Source organism: Streptomyces sp. NPDC048473 (assembly GCF_043200155.1).
GTDB lineage: Bacteria > Actinomycetota > Actinomycetes > Streptomycetales > Streptomycetaceae > Streptomyces.
Map to the genome: position 1 here is coordinate 72,903 of NZ_JBICXE010000009.1, position 17,552 is coordinate 90,454.

A 17,552-nucleotide genomic window follows, 5' to 3' on the forward strand; every position below is an offset into this window, starting at 1 on the left:
TTCATCTTCGTGTTCGTGCTCATGCGGACACCTCGCGTTTCTGCAGCCACCCGAGCGCGATCACGGAGACGGTCGCGACCAGGATCAGCATCGCCACGGCCATCGCGGAGGCGTAGCCGACGTGGTTGCCGTTGAACGCGGTCTGGATCACCTGGAAGGCGAGGGTGGATGTGGTGCCGGGGCCGGGGCCGCCGTTGGTGAGCACCTGGATCTGGTCGTAGGCCTTGAATCCGCCGATCAGTGACATGACCGTGTTGATGGTGACGGCGGGTGCCAGCATCGGCCAGGTGACGTGGCGGAACCGCATCAGTGGTCCGCAGCCGTCGATGGCCGCCGCTTCGTGCAACTCCTGCGGGATGCCCTGCAGTCCGGCCAGGTAGATCACCACGCAGAAGCCGAGCCCCTGCCAGGCGATGACCCACGAGACCGTGTAGAGAGCGAGGCTCGGGTCGGAGAGCCAGCCCGGCGGATGGCTCACCCCCAGCTGTCGCAGCATGGAGTTGAGCAGGCCGTCGTCGACGAGGATCGCCTGCCAGATGACGCTGACCACTACGGCGCTCAGCACGACCGGTACGAAGAACACGCTGCGCAGAGCGTTGTACAGCCAGCCGCGCCGGTCGAGCAGCAGGGCGATCGCCAGGCCGCCGGCGTTGGTCACCAGCGTCACGATCACGGTGATGACGACGGTGTTCTGCAGTGCTTTGAGGAAATCGTCGTCGGAGAACAGGCTTGTGAGGTTGGACAGGCCCACCCACCGGGTCGGCGGGTTGAAGGGGTTCTTGTTGGTGAGGCTGTAGCCGGCGGTCATGCCGATCGGCACCAGGACGAGGGCCAGGTAGGCGAGCAGTCCGGGAGCCGCGAAGAGAGCGAAGCGGCCCGGTCCGCCGTTCGGCCGGAAGCGCCGGGACGGTCGCGACGGCTGCCGCGCGGGGGTGTCCTGTGATCGGACCGCTGCCGTGTCCTGCGCCTCGGGCGCGGCAGCGGAACCCTCCGGTCGAGTCAGGGTACGTATGCGCATTATCGGGTGGCCTTGTCCCACTGCTCGTCCATGTAGGCACCGAACTGACGGGCTGTCATGCGGCCGCCGAGGAGATTCTGGACGCCGGCCGCGGCCTTGTCGGCCAGGCCGGGCGGCAGGGAACCGTCACCGGTCTCCTGGGAGAACGAGTTGACGATCCCGTCGTCCTTCTGGGCCTGCCGATACGCCGCCACGGTCTTCTTGTAGACGGGACCCATGGTGCTGGGCGGGCTGTAGCCCTTGATGTCGATGATGAGCCCGTCGGCCTTGACGGCGGCGTCGAGGTTCTTCTGGTCCTCCATGAAGGCCTTGGCCCACTTCTTGGCCAGGGGAACGTCGGACGCCTTGGAGCTCACCGTCATCCCGCCGCCGAGGACGCCCGGGAGTGCCGGGGCCCCTTGGTCCGTGGGCCACGCGAAGACGCCCGTGCCGAAGTCCGGCTTCTTCGCGTCGGCCGAGGCGGAGAACCAGCTGCCCATCGGATACATCGCGCCCTTTCCGTCACGGAAGGCCTGTTCGGTGTCCGCGTAGGAGCGGGAAAGGCCGGCGCGGTCGATGTATCCCTTGTCCGCGAGGTCGGGGACCTTCTGGACGGCGGCGACGAACGCCGGGTCGGTGAACTTGACCTTGCCCTTGGCGCGTTGGGACAGCCAGTCCGGCGTCTTCTTGTAGACGTCGGTGGCCACCGTGCAGATCAGCGGGAACATGTCGGCCCAGGAATCCTTGCCGCCACCGCCGACCACGAAGGGGTTGATGCCCTTCTTCTTCAACTTGGCGCTGTCGTCGAGCAGTTCACGGTACGTGTGGGGCGGTGCGTCGATGCCGGCGGCCGCGAAGTCCTTCTTGTTGTAGTAAACGAGCGTCGTCTGGGCGGCGTAGGGCAGCTGGTAGACCTTGCCGTCATAGGTGTTGGCGCGGGGGTTCTCGTACGTCGCGAGTTCCTTGTCCGTCCACGGTGACAGCTTGCCCGCCTCGGCGAATCCGGCGGGGTTCAGGCCGATCATGACGTCCGGGAACTGACCCGTGCTGTCGAGCTGCTTCGCGTACCCGGTGCGGTCGGCGCTGGGCGACACGAGCTTCTTGATCGTCACCCCGGGCACCTTCGCCGAGGCGCGGGCAATCGCGGCGTCCCAGTACTTGGCGTCCAGGTTGGGCGTTTCGAAGGTGAGGAAGGTCAGGGTGACCTTGTCGCCGTCGCCCTTGGACGCACTCGTACCGGAACTGCCGGCCGTGCACCCGGCCAGGAGGAGAGCACCTGCGAGGGCGGCGGTTCTCGTGAGTATCGGATTGCGCATCATGTCCAACTTCCCCTACCCGTCGTTGTCCGGGGGCGGTACCGAGTCGCTGTCTTGTTCGTACCGAGACGAGAGAGGGAATCCCGCTGCCGACCGTCCACCGAATCCGTCACATGGTTCAGACTCTTCCCAGAGTCCTGCTGCTCTCGGGGGCGACCGCTTCCCCTCAGCGTTCGCCCGTCAGGGCACCTTGGGGTATGGAAGTCCGCGCGCGACGGCATGTCAAGAGATGAGACGGAGTTATTGCCTGAACCAGGGAGGCAATAGATCTGATACATGTCGGTAGAGTTTCGTCGGCCCCTACGGATTCGCTTCGCGGGAGCGAGACGCGTCGGTGGCGCGGTTCACGACCCCGGCACGCTTCGACCGCCCCGTCGCCCGGTCGTTTCCGGTGTGGGCGGCGGGGCGGGGCGGCGGGGCGCTACTGATCGAGGCTGTCGTCCGCGGTCACGCCCCGTCCCGGCCGGCGGGAGCGGCGAAAATGCGATTGCGGATCTCTCGCTGGACCTGGAGTTCCGTCGTGTCGATATGGCGGGCCATTAGGGCGGCGGCCTGTTCCTGCTCACCGGCCCCGATCGCTTCCAGGATCGCCAGGTGCTGCTCCGCGGCCCCGGCGAGTGATCCCGGTGCGGAGTCGGCCAGGGCCACGATGGTGACCTGTCGCTGCAGCCGCTGGATCGCGTCGACCAGGCTGGAGAGGAACGCGTTCCCCGCTGCCGCGCCGATCGCCTGATGGAACTCCGCATCGGCCCGGCCGAACGACTCGTGGTCGTCGCGCTCGGCGGCCTCCGCCGAGCGCTGCGCCGCCTCGCGGATCGCCCTGAGCTGAACCGGTGTGGCCCGCGCGGCCGCGAGCCCGCTGGTCTCGGCCTCGGTGAAGCGCCGGAACTCGAACAGTTCACCGACGCGGCTCGGGTCGGTCGGCAGGAACCGGGAGAACGTGTCGGACCACAGGTCGTTCCTGGGATGCGCCACGAAGATGCCGCGCCCCTTTTCCACCGAGAGCCTCCCGAGGGCCGAGAGGATCTTGACGCCCTCTCGCACCACCGTCCTGCTCATGTCCACTTCGGCCGCCAGATCCTTCTCCGTCGGCAGCCGGTCGCCGGGCCCCATCCCCTGCCGGGCGACGTACTCCAGGATGCGCTCCGCTGCGACCTCGTAGCCGGGGCGGTAGGGAGCCGCCTCAGTCTCCGTCTCCGATGCCGCGGACGCGGGCCGGGATGATCCAGTCATGTTGCTCCATGTATCCGATGCATGCCGTCACGAAATACCAAGTGCTGGGCCCCCAAGATACCTCCCTGGCCGCCCGTACAGGGGTGCTCGGACCGCCCTGCGGAGCACCTGCGCCATCGGGAATAGATCCGAACTAAGCCTTGACGGCCACTTCCGTGCCGTGCACGCTAGACCGCACTTGTGCTGCGGTAGTTACACAGGAGAAGCAAGCGCACTTCCCTGCACGGGCAGGCCTATGGGCTCTCCGGCTCACGGCCGTCCGCCGATCCCGCTCCTCGGAACAGCGCGAACCATCTTCGTTGAAGAATACGAACTATCCAGGTGACTTCGTTCGTCGCTCGACGTTTGCCGGCCTTGCGCCCCTATGAGCTGTTCGCGGGCAGTTGATCAGCGATCCCGCGCGTCATCGAGAGTCACTTCACCTAGGAGGACATGTGGACAGGCGTCGCTTTCTGGTTGCCAGCGGCTTGAGTTCGGCCACGGCCGTGGCCATGGCCGCCGGACCCGCGCATGCCGCGCGAACGGCCAGGACCAAGACGTCCTCGTCGCTGCGGATCGGGGCGGGCTTCCTGTCGGTGGGCATCAGCGGCTCCGGGTACGTGGACAGCCTGGTGGACCTGCGTGACGGCACCGACCACCTGGCCAAGGACACCCCTGTGCCGCTGGTCAGCGTGGTGGCCGACGGCAAGCACGTGGTTCCCGCGAAGGTGCGGGTCGTGTCGCGTGACCGGGCGCACCACCGGCAGGTCCTGGAGTTCGTCGGCGAGAGCGTGACGATCCAGGTAGAGGCCGTCGGGTTTCCCACGCATTCCACACTTGAAGTCGTCGGCCTGACGGCCGCCTCGGGTGTGGATGTGCAGACGCTGCTGTGGGGTCCGCTGCCGACGATGCTCGACGACACCATCGGCGAGACGGTCGGTGTGGTCGCCAACTCCGATTTCGTCATGGGGGTCCGGCCGCTGAACGACAAGACGGTGGGCGGGTGGCCGAACGAGCATCTGGCGTACGGGTTCGGTCCTGACCTCGTATGGAATCCGTACGGCCTGCAGACCGGTGTGAAGGACGAGTGGCTGGCGAGCAACGTCGCCGCGAAGACCACGTGGGGCAGCGTCCTGCGCGCCACCACCTACGACTACAGCAAGGCACGGGTCCGGCAGCGCACCAACGGTTACGAGATCCCGCTCGGCCCGCTGCCCGCGCCCGAGGGCCGGATCGTCGGGTCGAAGATCGCCCTGTTCGGCAGTGCGCCGGATCTCGCCTTGACCGTGCTCAGCCAGATCGCCAAGGAGCACGACCAGGCGTACCCCACCCTGGACGGCCAGTGGCAGAAGGCGGCCCAGCGCACCTCGCAGACCCACTTCTGGGTCCACGACCTCAACACGGGCACCGTCACAGCGGCCGCCAAGCTCGCCGCGCAGGCCGGGGTGCGGAACATCTACGCGATCAGCGGCAACGGGCCGTGGGTGTCGCACGGGCACTACCAGTTCAACGGCTCCTTCGGCGGATCGGACGCGGCGGCCGCCCAGTTGGTGGCCGCAGCGGCGAAGGAGGGCATCGAGGTCGGAGTGCACACCCTGTCCACCTTCATCGATGCCAACGACCCGTACGTGAAGGCGCCGGCCGATCCACGGCTCGCGGTGGGCGGCTCCGCCCGGCTCACCCGCCCGCTGGCCGGGTCGGACACCACGCTGTACGTGGATGCCAACGGCCTGCTGGCCTCCGGCGTCGACGGTCAACGGCTGCGCATCGGCGACGAGTTCATCACCTACGGTTCCGTCACCAAGGTCAGCAACACCGAGTGGCAGGTCAGCGGCCTGAGCCGGGCACAGTGGTCCTCGGCCGCCAAGGACTACCCGGCCGGTACCACCGTCGCCCGGCTCATCCAGAACGGCTACGGCGGCGCGCTGGCCGGTCTGCCGATCACCGACGAGATCGCGACCCGGCTGGCCACCGCCTACAACACCAGCGGCGTCCACGCCACGTCCTACGACGGGCTTGAAGGCACCGGCTACAACGGCTGGGGCGGCTACGGCTTCGCACGGCTCGTCAACGGCGTCCACCGGCAGGTCACCACCAAGAACTTCATCACCGAGTGCAGCAACCTCGCGTCGAACACCTGGGACGCCCAGTCCAGGGCGAGCTGGGGTGAGATCGGCCCCACGAGCTACGCCCAGATCATCCGCAGCAACACCTTCTACCGGGCGAACTACCTGCCCGGGATGATGGGCCAGCAGGGGCTCTCGGGCGGCGACGCCCTGCAGAAGATCGAGGACACCCTGGCGCACGCGGCATCCCTCGACGCCGGCATCAACTTCGAGACCAGCGTGAGCAGCCTCCAGTCCGGGCAGAACACCGCCGTGCTGCTCGCCGCCGTCCGGATGTGGGAGTCCGCGCGCGCATCCGGCGCGTTCACTGCCGAGCAGAAGAAGCAGCTGGGCGTCGCGAGCAGGCACTGGCACCTGAGCGAGGTCACGCCGGACGCCGAGTGGACGCTGCAGGAGATGGACACGTCCGGTCAGCCGATCGGTGACCCGCAGTCGATCAAGGCCCCGACACCGGGCTTCGCCACGTCGGAGCCGGCGGACGCCCGGGTCGGAAAGCTGTACGCCTTCAAGGTGACCTCGACGTCTCCGCGGACCATCCGCTACGAGGTCACCGACGGCCGCCTCCCGCGCGGCCTGACCCTCAACCAGGACACCGGTGGCATCACCGGAATCCCGACCACCACCGGCACCAGCAAGTTCACCATCACAGCAAGGAACGGCGGGATCATCGCCGACGCGAAGACCACCTACAAGATGACGACCCGGCCGTGACCGCTGCCGTGCCGTGCCCCGGCCTCGGTCGGGGCACGGCACGGCCGGCACCTGCTCCCCATCGCGTCACCCGCACGAACCTCCAGGAACGAATCCATCGAGAACGCTTGGAGTTTCACATGAGAGTGCGTCCAGGACAGCTGCTGTGCCTTCTCGCGTCAATGCTCTCCTTGCTCGCCCTCGCCGCTCCCGCGACACCGGCGAGCGCCACCCCCGACCCGGTCAACGCAGAACCCGCAGTGGTGCCCGCCCTCCAGAAGTGGGAGGGCCGCACCGGATTCTTCGAGCTGGGCCGGCACAGCCGCATCGTGTTCGCCGGAGCGCACCGCGACCGTCTCCGCGATCAACTCGCCACCCTCCCCGACGAGATCGAGCAGGTCACGGGGCGCAAGCCGGCCCTGTCGCCGCGCCACCCGCACAGCGGCGACATCGTGCTTTCGGTCGATCCCACCCTGCCCGAAGCGGTGGACAGCGCCCGGTTCAAGGAAGAGGGCTACACCTTCACGGTCACCGGCGAGAACGTGCGGATCACCGCGCCGACCGCGAAGGGCGTCTACTACGGCACCCGTACGCTCCTGCAGATCCTGCTGCTCGACGACGGCCGTGACTCCGTCCCCGTGGGCACCGCCGTGGACTGGCCGAACTACAAGGTGCGGGGCTTCACGCTGGATGTCGGGCGGCGCTTCTTCACCGCGGACTTCATCCGCGACTACATCCGCCTCATGGGCTGGTTCAAGCTCAATGAGTTCCAGATCCACCTCAACGACAACGGGTTCAAGGGCGACCGGCCCTGGAGCGAGGCCCAGGCCGGCTTCCGGCTCAAGACCGACAACCCCGCGCTGTCCGGCCTGGCCTCGAAGGACGGGGCGTACGGCCGGCACGACTGGGACTCCTTCGAGGACACCGCCGCCGCCAACGGCGTCACGCTCGTCCCCGAGTTCGACGCCCCCGCCCATTCGCTCGCGTTCATCCGGTTCAAGCCATCCCTGGGTCTCAACAACGGCGACTCCGACCACCTGGACCTGTCCAAGCCGGAGACCACCGCGTTCATGAAGTCGGTGTTCGACGAGTTCACGCCGTGGTTCCGCGGCCCGGACGTGCACTTCGGCGCCGACGAGTACCGGTCGGACAAGCCCCGCTACAAGAGCTACTTCAACGAGATCGCCGCCCACATCCGCACGCTCGGCAAGCATCCGCGCGCCTGGGGCAGCCTGTCCCTGATGACGTCCAACACCGAGGGCTTCGACCGCGACGTCACCCTCAACAGCTGGAACAACTCGTGGTACGGACCGCAGGCCGCCAAGAAGGACGGCTATTCGTTCATCAACACCAACGACGCCCTGCTCTACATCGTCCCGTTCGCGAGCTACTACCACGGCCACGGCCTGGACGGTAAGTACCTCTACGACAACTGGGAACCCAACGTCTTCCCCGACGGCCAGAGCGTCGCATCGAAGGACCCCCAACTCCTCGGCGCCATGTCCTCGGTGTGGAACGACCTGACCAAGTCCAGCTACACCGAACTCGACGTGCACGAGCTGGTCGAGCCCACCTTCGGGGTCCTCGCGCAGAAGATGTGGAGCGGCGCCAACTCGGGTGTCCCGTACAGCGATTTCATGTCGACCGTGCGCAAGCTCGGCGTGGGTACGGGGCTGACCGAGGTCGCCACGACACTCGCCACCCCGGCCAACAGTGAGCTGAGTGCGGGCAAGCCGGCGTCCGCGTCCGCCGGCACGGCCGACGCGGCGTTCGACGGGGTGAGCACCACCAAGTGGCAGAGCGGCCCGGGAGATCACGCCTGGCTCCGCGTGGACCTCGGCCGCCCCCAGACCGTCACCAAGGCCGACCTGGACTGGGCGCCCGCACACGGCCGCGACTACGCGATCCAGGTGTCCGGCGACGGCACGACCTGGACCACGGTCGCCCACCGCACGGACCGCGCGTCCGCGGGATCCGACACGCTCACCTTCGAGCCGGTCACCGCCCGGTACGTGCGTCTCGTCGGCACCGAAGCGGCCCGCAAGCAGGACGGCTTCGCGCTGTGGAGCATGCGCGTCTTCGACGCAGCGGATCTGGCGCTGCACCGGCCGACCACCGCGTCGTCGTCCGAAGTGCCCAGCCTGGGACCGGAGAACGCCACTGACGGTGACCCGGTGAGCCGCTGGGCCAGTGCCTACCGTGACGGCGAATGGATCCAGGTGGACCTGGGCCAGGTACAGACGGTCCGCCGCGTCCTGCTCGACTGGGAGACGGCGTCCGGAAAGGACTACGACATCCAGGTCTCCGACGACGGGACGAACTGGAAGACAGCCGCCGCCGTCCGGGACAAGCCCGCAGGCGCCCGCGTGGACGACCTCACCTTCGCTCCCGTGTCGGGCCGGTACATCCGCATGCAGGGCATCAAGCGCACGTCGTCCTTCGGCTATTCGCTCCGGCGCCTCGAGGTCCGGGCCGCGAGCCCGGCGACGAACCTGCTGCGCCGCTGAGAGGTGGTGCCGGCCGGTGACGACGTCGGCCGGCACCACTGCACAACCGATTGCACCCTCCACGTAGAACACGAGACATATCGACACATGTCGATTTGGAGGAATTGTGGACAGAAGAAACTTCCTGATCGCCGGCGGTGTCAGTTCGCTGGCGCTGATCGCGACGCCGGCCCTCGCCCAGCCGGCGGCAGCAGCAGGGCCGGCGTTCACGGAACAGGCCGGCCGCCCGTTACGGATCAGGGCGGGATTCCTGTCGCTGGGTCTCGACCCGGCGGGCCGGGTCGTCGAACTGAAGGACATACGCACGGGAACCGACCATTTGCCGGCGGGCAAGTCGCTCCCCCTGGTGTCCGTCGTCCTGGGAGACGGACACCAGGACACCCCCACCCAGGTGAAGGTCTCCCGGCAGGACCGGCACATGCTGGTGTTCAGCGGCGACCAGGCGACGGTCGAGGTCAAGGTCGTCAACCACGCGACGTACGCGACGCTTGAGGTCGTCGGTCTGGACGCCGCACCGGGCGTGGACGTGCGGACCCTGCTGTGGGGGCCGCTGACCACCAGCGTCACCGACACCGTCGGCGAGGCCGTCGGTGTGGTCCGCGACAGCGGCTTCGCCCTCGGCATCACCCCGCTCAACGACAAGACCGTCGGCGGCTGGCCCAAGGAGTTCGACGCGTACGGGTTCGGCTCGGAGGTGCAGTCGAAGCCGTACGGGGAGGCCGGGACGCAGAACGAGTGGGGCGCCGCGGCGAAGACGTCGTGGGGCAGCATTCTGCGCGCCTACGCCTACGACTACAGCACCGTACGGACCCGCGAGGACGGCATCCGGATCGGCCCGCTGCCGGGCTTCGAAGGCCGGATCCTCGGATCGAAGCTGGCCGTGTACGGCAGCACCCCTGATCTCGTGCTCACCGTGCTCAGCCAGATCGCGCAGGGCGAGCACCTGCCGTACCCGACCATCGACGGGCAGTGGCAGAAGACGACCCGGGCGACCCGGCAGCCGTTCCTGGCCCTGTCGTCCCTCGGCACCTCGAACCTCTCCGACGCCATGAAGTTCGCGAAGCAGGCGGGCATCAAGAACGTCTACTCCGTGCAGGGCGCGGCCGGTCCCTGGAAGTCGACGGGGCACTACCAGTTCAACAGCGGCTTCGGCGGCTCGGACGCCGCCGCGGCTCAACTGGTGGCGACCGCCGCCGCGGGCGGCATGCGGGTCGGCGTGCACACCCTGTCCAACTTCATCCAGGCCGATGACCCGTACATCTCTCCCGCACCGGCCGACATGCGGCTCACGGTCGGCGCGACCGTGCAGCTGACCCGCGCTCTGGCCGCGTCGGACACGACCCTGTACGCCGACGGAGACTCCGGCGGCGGCGGTCACGTCATCGGCCGCCGGCTGCGCATCGGCGACGAGTTCCTCACATACTCCGGTGTGACGCAGGCCGGCGCCGGCGAGTGGCAGTTCACCGGCATCAGCCGGGCGCAGTGGGGATCGGCCGCGGCGGCCCACCCCGCCGGGGCCGACGCCACCCGGGTCAGCGAGAACCAGTACGGCGGTGCACGAGGCGACCTGCCGGTCATCGACGAGATCGCCACCCGCCTTGCCACGATGGCCAACACCACCGGCGTCCGGAGCATCTCGTACGACGGGCTGGAGGAGGTGTCCTGGAGCGGCTGGCGTGGCCAGGGCTTCGCTCACCTGGTCAACGGGATCTATCGCCGGCTCGACTCCCAGGACGGTTTCATCTGCGAGGCGTCCAACCCGTCGTCCAACTCGTGGTTCGCCCAGTCGCGGATCAGCTGGGGCGGCATCGGCTGGTCCGACTCCAACTACGCGCAGGTGATCAGGAACAACAACTTCTACCGGGCCAACTTCCTGCCCGCCATGGGTGGTTCACTGCCGATCGGTGGAGGCACGAGCACGCTCGGCGTCGAGCACAACCTGGCCCTCGGCGCGTCGATCGGCGCGAACTTCGGCTGGTTCGAGACGAGCACGGACAGTCTCGCCAAGGGATCCAACACCGCAGAGGTCCTCACCGCGGTACGGATCTGGAACTCCGCCATCGAGGCCGGCGCCTTCACGCCCGCTCAGCAGCAGCTCATGACCGACGAGAAGAAGAACTGGCACCTGAGCGAGATGGCCGAGGGGAAGGAGTGGTCGCTGCAGGAACTGGACTCGTCCGGCAGTCCGGTCGGCCGGGCTCAGCCGGTGCGGGCGCCGAAGCCCGGTTTCACGACACCGGAGCCGGCCAACGGCCGCGTGGGTGAGCTGTACGCGTTCAAGGTCACCTCTAGCTCGCCCCGTACGGTCCGGTACGAGGTCACATCCGGCGCGCTGCCCGCCGGACTGAGCCTGAACAAGGACACCGGCGGCATCACCGGAGTCCCCACCGCCCCGGGCACCAAGCGGTTCACGATCACCGCGCGCAACAACGGCATCATGCCCGACGCGGAGGTCACGTACAGCCTGCAGGTCACTCGCGGCTGACAACGGCCTCGGTCGGTCCATGACCGCTGAAAACAGTCAGGGCCACGACGGAAGTGTGACGACACGCCTCAGCGCTTCCCTTCGACGGAGTCCAGAGAGATGTCGTGGCCCTGGCTCGCCTGGTTCTTGTGCGCCGACAACGTGATCGTGACGGGGCCGCACCGTCGATACTGCCCCGCATCATTGCCTGGTACGGGCCGCGCAGGGCGATCTGCCGGCCGGTGATGTGTACACCTGCGGCATGACCGGGCGGCCCTGCGGAGGATGCCCTCGTTGACCCAGCGGCCGAACTCGGCACGCAGTCCGCGCGCATCGTCCAGGCCGATTCCCCGGGCGATCTCGCAGGCGCGCCAGGAACGTGCCGGGTCGGTCCGCAACAACTGCAGTGTCCGGTCACGTCGACCCATCGGAGCCCTGTGGGCTCTGGTCCACGGTGCTGGTCATGTCGCTGATGCGAGACGCGCTGAGGACCTGGGCCTGGTCCGGTGGTGACGCATACCGGGAGATCCGACACTTGACGCGGCGCGGGGCGACACGCGGCCGACGCGGCGGCAGCAGGTTGTCCAGCACGGCCTGTCCGAGCCGCCGGGGCCCTCCGTCCGGTAATACGCCGGCAGCGGCGATGACCTGGTCCTTCGCGGTCTCCAGAGCCACCGTGAACGAGGCGCGGTCCGGGTCGGTGCCGCAGCCGCAGCCCTTTGACGGTGGTCCCAGCGATGTGCGCGTCGGTGATCCGCAACCGGACCCCGTTGATCCGGGTCAGGTACGTTCCGTCGGGCAGCGGCGCCCAGCGGGCCGGGGTGCGCGTTCGCTGGTGCAGGCATCGGACCTGTGTTCTCCCATCGGCCGGGGCGATCATGCCTGGCTTCAGGGCCGCACGGAATGCGGTTCAGCTCAGTGGCCGGATCGCCGGGTCACCCACCTTCTGCCCACTCCTCGGGCGCCGCGTCGAGTAGCTCGGCGAGGCGGGCGCGGTCCGGCAGCGGGCCGTGGTCGCCGGTCACCCGCAGCGCGGCGCCCGCCGTCAGATGCCCCAGCCGCAGCGCCCGTACGGGTTCCTCGCCGCGCAGCAGTCCGGCGAGGAACCCAGCCGCGAACGCGTCACCGGCGCCCACCGGTTCGATGACTTCGACCCTGGGCGCGGGCACGGTGTGGACCCTGGGGCCGTCGAAGGCGGTGGCGGCCCGTGCACCGTCCTTGACGACGAGGACGGGCGGTTGTGGCAGCAAGTCCCGTACGGCGAAGGCGTCGGCAAGTCCGTCTCCCCACAGGGCCTGTGCCTCGTCGAGGCCCACGAACGTGATGTCCGCCCGTCGGGCGAGCCCGAGCAGCACGGTGGCCGCCGCACCCTCCGCCCACAGAGCGGCCTGGTGGTTGACGTCGAAGCTCACGGGGCACGGGCGTTCAGCAATGTCGGGCTCGAGCAGCGCGGTGACCAGGTCCCGGCAGCCTGCCGAGAGTGCCGGGGTGATGCCGCTCAGGTGCACGAGGCCTGCGGAGCGCACGGCATTGTCGTCCAGGATGTCCGGGGTCAGGGCCGAGGCGGCGGAGCCGCGGCGGTAGTAGTGGACCCGGGTGCCCTCGGTGCCGGGGTCCTTGACGAGGAGTCCGGTCGGGCGGTGCGGGTCGGTGCGTACGCCGCTGATGTCGACACCGGACGCGGCCACCTCGGCGCGGATCCGGTGTCCGAACGGGTCGTCACCGAGCGCGGAGACCCAACGGGCGGGCACCCCGTGGTCGGCGAGGTACATCGCCACGTTGGACTCGGCGCCCGCGATCCGGATCCCGAGCAGACCGGCACCGTCCAGCGGGGCGGCGGGTTCGGGGATCAGCGCGGCCATGGTCTCACCGATACAGGTCACCGGTCCCGTCACCGGCCGCCGGCCGGTTTCGCGGGACGTGTGAATCGCCGTCACTCGGTTCTCCCGGGGTGGTAGGCACACGTGGGCAGGCCCCGGACGCCGACCCGCGTGGTGAAGACTGCACCGTCCAGCGGTCCGGGTGCAGCGAGACCGTGCCGCGCGCTGGTGACGTACAGGCTGTCCCCGTCGAGGCACAGCCCGGCGGGCTGCGTCGCAGGAATTCGGATCTGCCGGTCCAAGGTGCCGTCGGCGCGGTAGCGGTGGACAGTGCCGGTGCCCCAGACCGCAGTCCACAGGGCGCCCTCGGCGTCCACCGTCATACCGTCGGGGCTGCCGCGGTCGAAGGCGGCGAAAGTGTCCGGCGTACCCGGCAGCCCGGTGTCCGGGTCGACCGGGTACCGGCGGATGATCCCCTTGGCGCTGTCGGCGAGGTACATCACGGTGCCGTCCGCACAGAATGCCGGGCCGTTGGGAACGGTGAGGCCGTCCAGCACCCGGATCACCGTGCCCTCGTGGTCGACACGGTAGAGGGAGCCCGCGCCGTCCTCGGCGTCGTAGGCCATGCTGCCCGCCCAGAACCTGCCGTACGGATCGGCGGTCGCGTCGTTCATCCGCATGGCCGTGGCGGCCCCGTCCTCGGGGCGCGCGAGCCACTCGGTCCGCCCGTGCGCGGTGATCAGACAGACACCGGTTCCGGCGGCCGCGATCCAGGTGCCGGGGCGTGCGTGGACGGGGGCGACCGCGCCCAGGGGCACGGACAGCCGGGCGAGTTGCGTCAGCGGAGCTGAGCGGTCCGTGGGTCCGGCCAGCAGCCGCCCGGTGAGGATGTCGACGAGGACGATGCCGTCGTCGACCGCGCGTATTCCTTCACCGAGCCCGAGCCGGTCCTGCCAGCAGACGGCCGGTGTGCCGGCGGTCATCGGCCGGCGTCCGCGGGGGCGGCGGCGCGTACGGCGTCGCGGAAGGCGCGCGCCCGCTCGCGGAGTGCTTCGAGACTGCCGCCGTCGGCCGCGTCGCTGATCAGCGGCGAGCCGACACCCACGGCGGTAGCCCCGTGCGCGAGATAGGTCCCGGCCGCGTCGGCGTCCACTCCTCCGACCGGCACGAACGGCGCGTCCGGGAACGGGCCCTGCAGTGCCCTCAGATATCCGGGGCCACCGGCCTGCGCCGCAGGGAAGATCTTGAACGCGTCCGCACCGAGCCGCCGTGCGGCGACGATGTCGGTGGGGGTCATCACCCCCGCAAGGACGGGCAGCCCGAGGCGCTGGGCCTCCGTGACGGCTTCGCAGACGGCAGGGGTGACGACGAAGCCGGCTCCCGCGTCGCGTACCGCGTGTGCGTCCTCGGCGGTGAGGACGGTGCCCGCACCGAGCGGTGCACCGGGGCCCAGCGCGGCGCGGGCCCGGCGGATGACGTCGAGTGCGTCCTTTCCGCTGAGAGAGACCTCGATGAGCGGGAGGTGCTCCTCCGCCAGGGTCAGTACGGTCCTGAGCGCGGCGTCCGCATCGTCGCCGCGCACGATGGCGACGATCCGGTGGGTGCGCAGCGCAGTCAGCAGATCCACGTGCGAGTTCCCTTCCTGTCTGTGTCTTCCGGTGCCGTGTCGGTTTCCGGCTCCGTCTGTGGCGCTGGTTGTGTCCACGGCTCCGGTGCCTGCGCAGCCAGCGTGAGACGCCAGCGGACCTCGCCGCTGCGCGGGACGCACGCGGCGTCCCCGTCCTGCGCGGCCGCCAGGTCGAAGACCCGGCCGAGCATGGGCTCGACCCCTACGGACCGGTACGGTTCCTGCTCGGGGAAGCCGCCGAGGTTGCGCCACAGCGCTACGGACACCGGCTGGCCTTCGGCCTCGACGGCCATGCGCAACGTGGCCGCGCCGTCGCGGACGTACACCTGTGGGGTGTCGACGATGGCGCCGACGGCCGTCCCGTCATCCGGCCCGAGCCGGTCGAGTCCTTCTGTCCGCCCGGGCTGCGACGGCCAGGAGCAGGGGGTCCACCGGGCGCCGCTGTCGGGATAGAAGCGGGTCGGCGTGCCGTCCCTGATCCCGATATGGGCCTCCTCCGAGAGATCGAACAGCGCGTGCGCGGCCCACAGGAAGCGGTAGCCGGGTTCGGCCGTGAGCCGGTAGTCGGCCACTGCGCGGCCTCCGTCGCTGCGAATCCGGCGGCTGAGCCGGAAGTCCGGGCAGTCGACGGACTCGGTGCCATCGGCCCACTGCCAGGGCCGGGCCCAGGCATCGCCGTGGTCGGGTGTGCCGCGTACGGTCGGTACGCATTCCTCCAGTCCACCGGCGTCGGCGAAGGCGTCGCCCGGAATGGCGCCGGGGCGGCGTGGCTCGTCGCGGTGCCAGAGCCATTCGCGGCCGGCCGCACGCAGGGACGTCCACCTTCCGCCGCCGGCCGGGTCGGTCTCGATTCTGACGGCGGGCATCGTGTTCACCACTCGGCGAAGGCGCCGTCGTCGTACCGCCACACCGGATTGCGCCAGGCGTGCCCGGTCCGGTCGGCCGCGCGTACGGCGTTCTCCTCAACCGTGACACCGAGCCCCGGCAGGGCCGTGCGCCGCGCCCGTCCGCCGACGAAGCGGAACGGTTCGGTGTCGACGACGTACGACAACAGGTCGGCGTCCTTGTTGTAGTGGATGCCCCGGCTCTGCTCCTGGATGAGGAAGTTCGGGGTGGCGAAGGCGATCTGGAGACTGGCGGCGAGTGCGATCGGGCCGAGGGGGCAGTGCGGGGCGAGTTGTGCACCGTAGGTCTCGGCGAGCGAGGCGATGCGGTGGACCTCGGAGATGCCTCCGGCGTGCGAGAGGTCCGGCTGGGCGACCGCGATGCCGGCCGTGAGAGCGGGCAGGAAATCGGCCCGCCCGTACAGCCGTTCGCCGGTGGCGATGGGTACGGAGGTGGCGCCGACGAGGGCGGGCAGCAGGTGCCCCTGTTCGGGAAGGAGCGGTTCCTCCACGAACAGCGGGTGCAGCGGCTCGATGGCGTGCAGGACCCGGCGGGCGCCGGCCGGTCCGAATCTGCCGTGCATGTCGATGGCCACATCGCGGCCGGGGCCGAGGACCGCACGGGCGGCGGTCACCCGATCGACGACGGCGGCGGTCTCGGCGGGGGTGGCGAGGGGTGTGGTGCGACCCGCCGCGTTCATCTTGACGGCGGTGAAGCCGGCCTCGACCTGGGCGGTGATCTCCTCGGTGAGCTGGGCGGGTTCGTCGCCGCCGACCCAGGCTTAGACCCGCACCTCGTCGCGGACCGGACCGCCGAGCAACGCGTGCACGGGGGCGCCGTAGGCCTTGCCGGCAATGTCCCACAAGGCCTGGTCGATACCGGCGACGGCGCTGGAGAGTATCGGTCCGCCCCGGTAGAAGCCGCCCTTGCTGAGCACCTGCCAGTGGTCCTGGATGCGCAGCGGGTCCTGGCCGATCAGGTATTCGGCGAGGACATCGACGGCGGCGCGGACGACCTCGGCCCGGCCCTCGACGACGGGTTCCCCCCAGCCGACGACGCCCTCGTCGGTCTCGATCCGGCAGAACAGCCAGCGTGGCGGTACGAGGAAGGTCTCGATGCGAGTGATCTTCACCGGTTCGCGGTCCCCTCGTCGGTGGCCGGCCGGGTGTCGTGGGCCCGGTCGAGGTCGCGTACGGCCTGGTCGAGCAGGTCCCGCATGGCGCGTTCGGCGGCAGCCTGGTCCTGGTCGCGTACGGCGTCCAGCACAGCCCGGTGACTGGGTACGGGGTCCTCGCTGTGCGGCGAACTGTGCACGATCTCGTCGCGGTGCGCGAGGCCCGACTCGATGACCATCTCCATGCGTTCGAGCAATTCGTTGTGGGTGGCCGCGAGGAGCGCGCGGTGGAAGGCGAGGTCCGCCTCGACCGCGTGGGCCGCGCCGCCCTCCTGCTCACCCATCGCGGCGAGGGCCGCTTCGAGTGCGTCCAGATCGGAATCGGTGCGGCGGGCGGCGGCCAGCCGGACAGCGGCCGGCTCGATGATGCCGCGCACCTCACCGAGGTTGTGCAGCAGTGCCGGATCGGTGCCGGAGTCGGTGCCACCCGCGAACTGCCAGCGCAGCACGTCCGCGTCGAGGAGGTTCCAGTCGGCGCGGGCTCTGACGAAGGTGCCGCGTTTCTGGCGCGCGTCGACCATCCCCTTGGCGGCGAGGACCTTCAGGGATTCCCGCAAGGCGGTCAGGCTGACGTCCAACTCGTCCTGCAGCGCAACGAGATCGAGTGTCGCGCCTTCGGGGATCTCGCCGCTCAGCACCCGGCGCGCGAGAGTCTCCACGGTCTGGCCGTGCACTCCGCGGCGCGCGTATGGCGTCATGTCTGTGTGCCTTTCTGGTGTGCGATGGGTACGGAG

Annotated in this window: 11 protein-coding genes and 2 pseudogenes; 3 read left to right on the plus strand and 10 right to left on the minus strand. The window is 69.5% G+C overall.

Annotated features, from left to right (window positions below; all coding sequences use genetic code 11):
• Positions 1 to 19: 19 nt before the first annotated feature.
• The 3 genes from ACGFU7_RS17645 to ACGFU7_RS17655 all read right to left on the minus strand — a co-directional run bounded on the left by ACGFU7_RS17645 (position 20) and on the right by ACGFU7_RS17655 (position 3,546).
• The gene (locus ACGFU7_RS17645; protein ID WP_385327746.1) at positions 20 to 1,018 is read right to left on the minus strand and encodes a carbohydrate ABC transporter permease; all 999 of its coding nucleotides are present in this window, start codon (positions 1,016 to 1,018) and stop codon (positions 20 to 22) included.
• Positions 1,018 to 2,316 (minus strand): ABC transporter substrate-binding protein, encoded by a 1,299-nt coding sequence (locus tag ACGFU7_RS17650; RefSeq protein WP_393696759.1) that lies wholly within the window; start codon positions 2,314 to 2,316, stop codon positions 1,018 to 1,020. The genes ACGFU7_RS17645 and ACGFU7_RS17650 overlap by 1 nt, the downstream gene beginning before the upstream one ends.
• A gap of 444 nt (positions 2,317 to 2,760) precedes the next feature.
• A complete protein-coding gene (locus ACGFU7_RS17655) occupies positions 2,761 to 3,546 on the minus strand; it encodes a FadR/GntR family transcriptional regulator (RefSeq protein WP_393696760.1) in 786 nt (261 codons plus the stop codon).
• Positions 3,547 to 4,037: 491 nt separating this feature from the next.
• Between ACGFU7_RS17655 and ACGFU7_RS17660 the strand changes: the two genes are divergently transcribed.
• From ACGFU7_RS17660 to ACGFU7_RS17670, 3 genes are all read left to right on the plus strand, one after another.
• The gene (locus tag ACGFU7_RS17660) at positions 4,038 to 6,362 is read left to right on the plus strand and encodes a putative Ig domain-containing protein (RefSeq protein ID WP_393696762.1); all 2,325 of its coding nucleotides are present in this window, start codon (positions 4,038 to 4,040) and stop codon (positions 6,360 to 6,362) included.
• 119 nt (positions 6,363 to 6,481) lie between these two features.
• Entirely contained in the window at positions 6,482 to 8,848 is a 2,367-nt protein-coding gene (locus tag ACGFU7_RS17665; RefSeq protein WP_393696764.1) for a discoidin domain-containing protein, read from the plus strand.
• A 106-nt stretch (positions 8,849 to 8,954) separates the two neighbouring features.
• Positions 8,955 to 11,333 carry an Ig domain-containing protein gene (locus ACGFU7_RS17670; protein ID WP_393696766.1) on the plus strand — a complete coding sequence of 793 codons (2,379 nt, stop codon included), beginning with the start codon at positions 8,955 to 8,957 and terminating at the stop codon, positions 11,331 to 11,333.
• Positions 11,334 to 11,578: 245 nt separating this feature from the next.
• Here ACGFU7_RS17670 and ACGFU7_RS17675 read toward each other — a convergent pair.
• From ACGFU7_RS17675 to ACGFU7_RS17705, 7 genes and pseudogenes are all read right to left on the minus strand, one after another.
• A pseudogene (locus tag ACGFU7_RS17675) lies at positions 11,579 to 12,141 on the minus strand (IS4 family transposase); the annotation flags it as partial.
• 106 nt (positions 12,142 to 12,247) lie between these two features.
• Entirely contained in the window at positions 12,248 to 13,249 is a 1,002-nt protein-coding gene (locus tag ACGFU7_RS17680; protein WP_393696768.1) for a sugar kinase, read from the minus strand.
• A complete protein-coding gene (locus tag ACGFU7_RS17685) occupies positions 13,246 to 14,115 on the minus strand; it encodes an SMP-30/gluconolactonase/LRE family protein (RefSeq protein WP_393696770.1) in 870 nt (289 codons plus the stop codon). Before ACGFU7_RS17685 ends, ACGFU7_RS17680 begins: the two co-directional genes overlap by 4 nt.
• Positions 14,112 to 14,759 (minus strand): bifunctional 4-hydroxy-2-oxoglutarate aldolase/2-dehydro-3-deoxy-phosphogluconate aldolase, encoded by a 648-nt coding sequence (locus ACGFU7_RS17690; RefSeq protein ID WP_393696772.1) that lies wholly within the window; start codon positions 14,757 to 14,759, stop codon positions 14,112 to 14,114. Before ACGFU7_RS17690 ends, ACGFU7_RS17685 begins: the two co-directional genes overlap by 4 nt.
• Positions 14,747 to 15,625, minus strand: a complete 879-nt coding sequence (locus ACGFU7_RS17695; RefSeq protein WP_393696774.1) for a hypothetical protein — start codon at positions 15,623 to 15,625, stop codon at positions 14,747 to 14,749. Before ACGFU7_RS17695 ends, ACGFU7_RS17690 begins: the two co-directional genes overlap by 13 nt.
• A 5-nt stretch (positions 15,626 to 15,630) precedes the next feature.
• Positions 15,631 to 16,776: pseudogene (dgoD, locus tag ACGFU7_RS17700) on the minus strand (galactonate dehydratase).
• Positions 16,773 to 17,516, minus strand: a complete 744-nt coding sequence (locus tag ACGFU7_RS17705) for a FadR/GntR family transcriptional regulator (RefSeq protein ID WP_393696776.1) — start codon at positions 17,514 to 17,516, stop codon at positions 16,773 to 16,775. The pseudogene dgoD and the gene ACGFU7_RS17705 overlap by 4 nt, the downstream one beginning before the upstream one ends.
• Positions 17,517 to 17,552 lie beyond the last annotated feature (36 nt).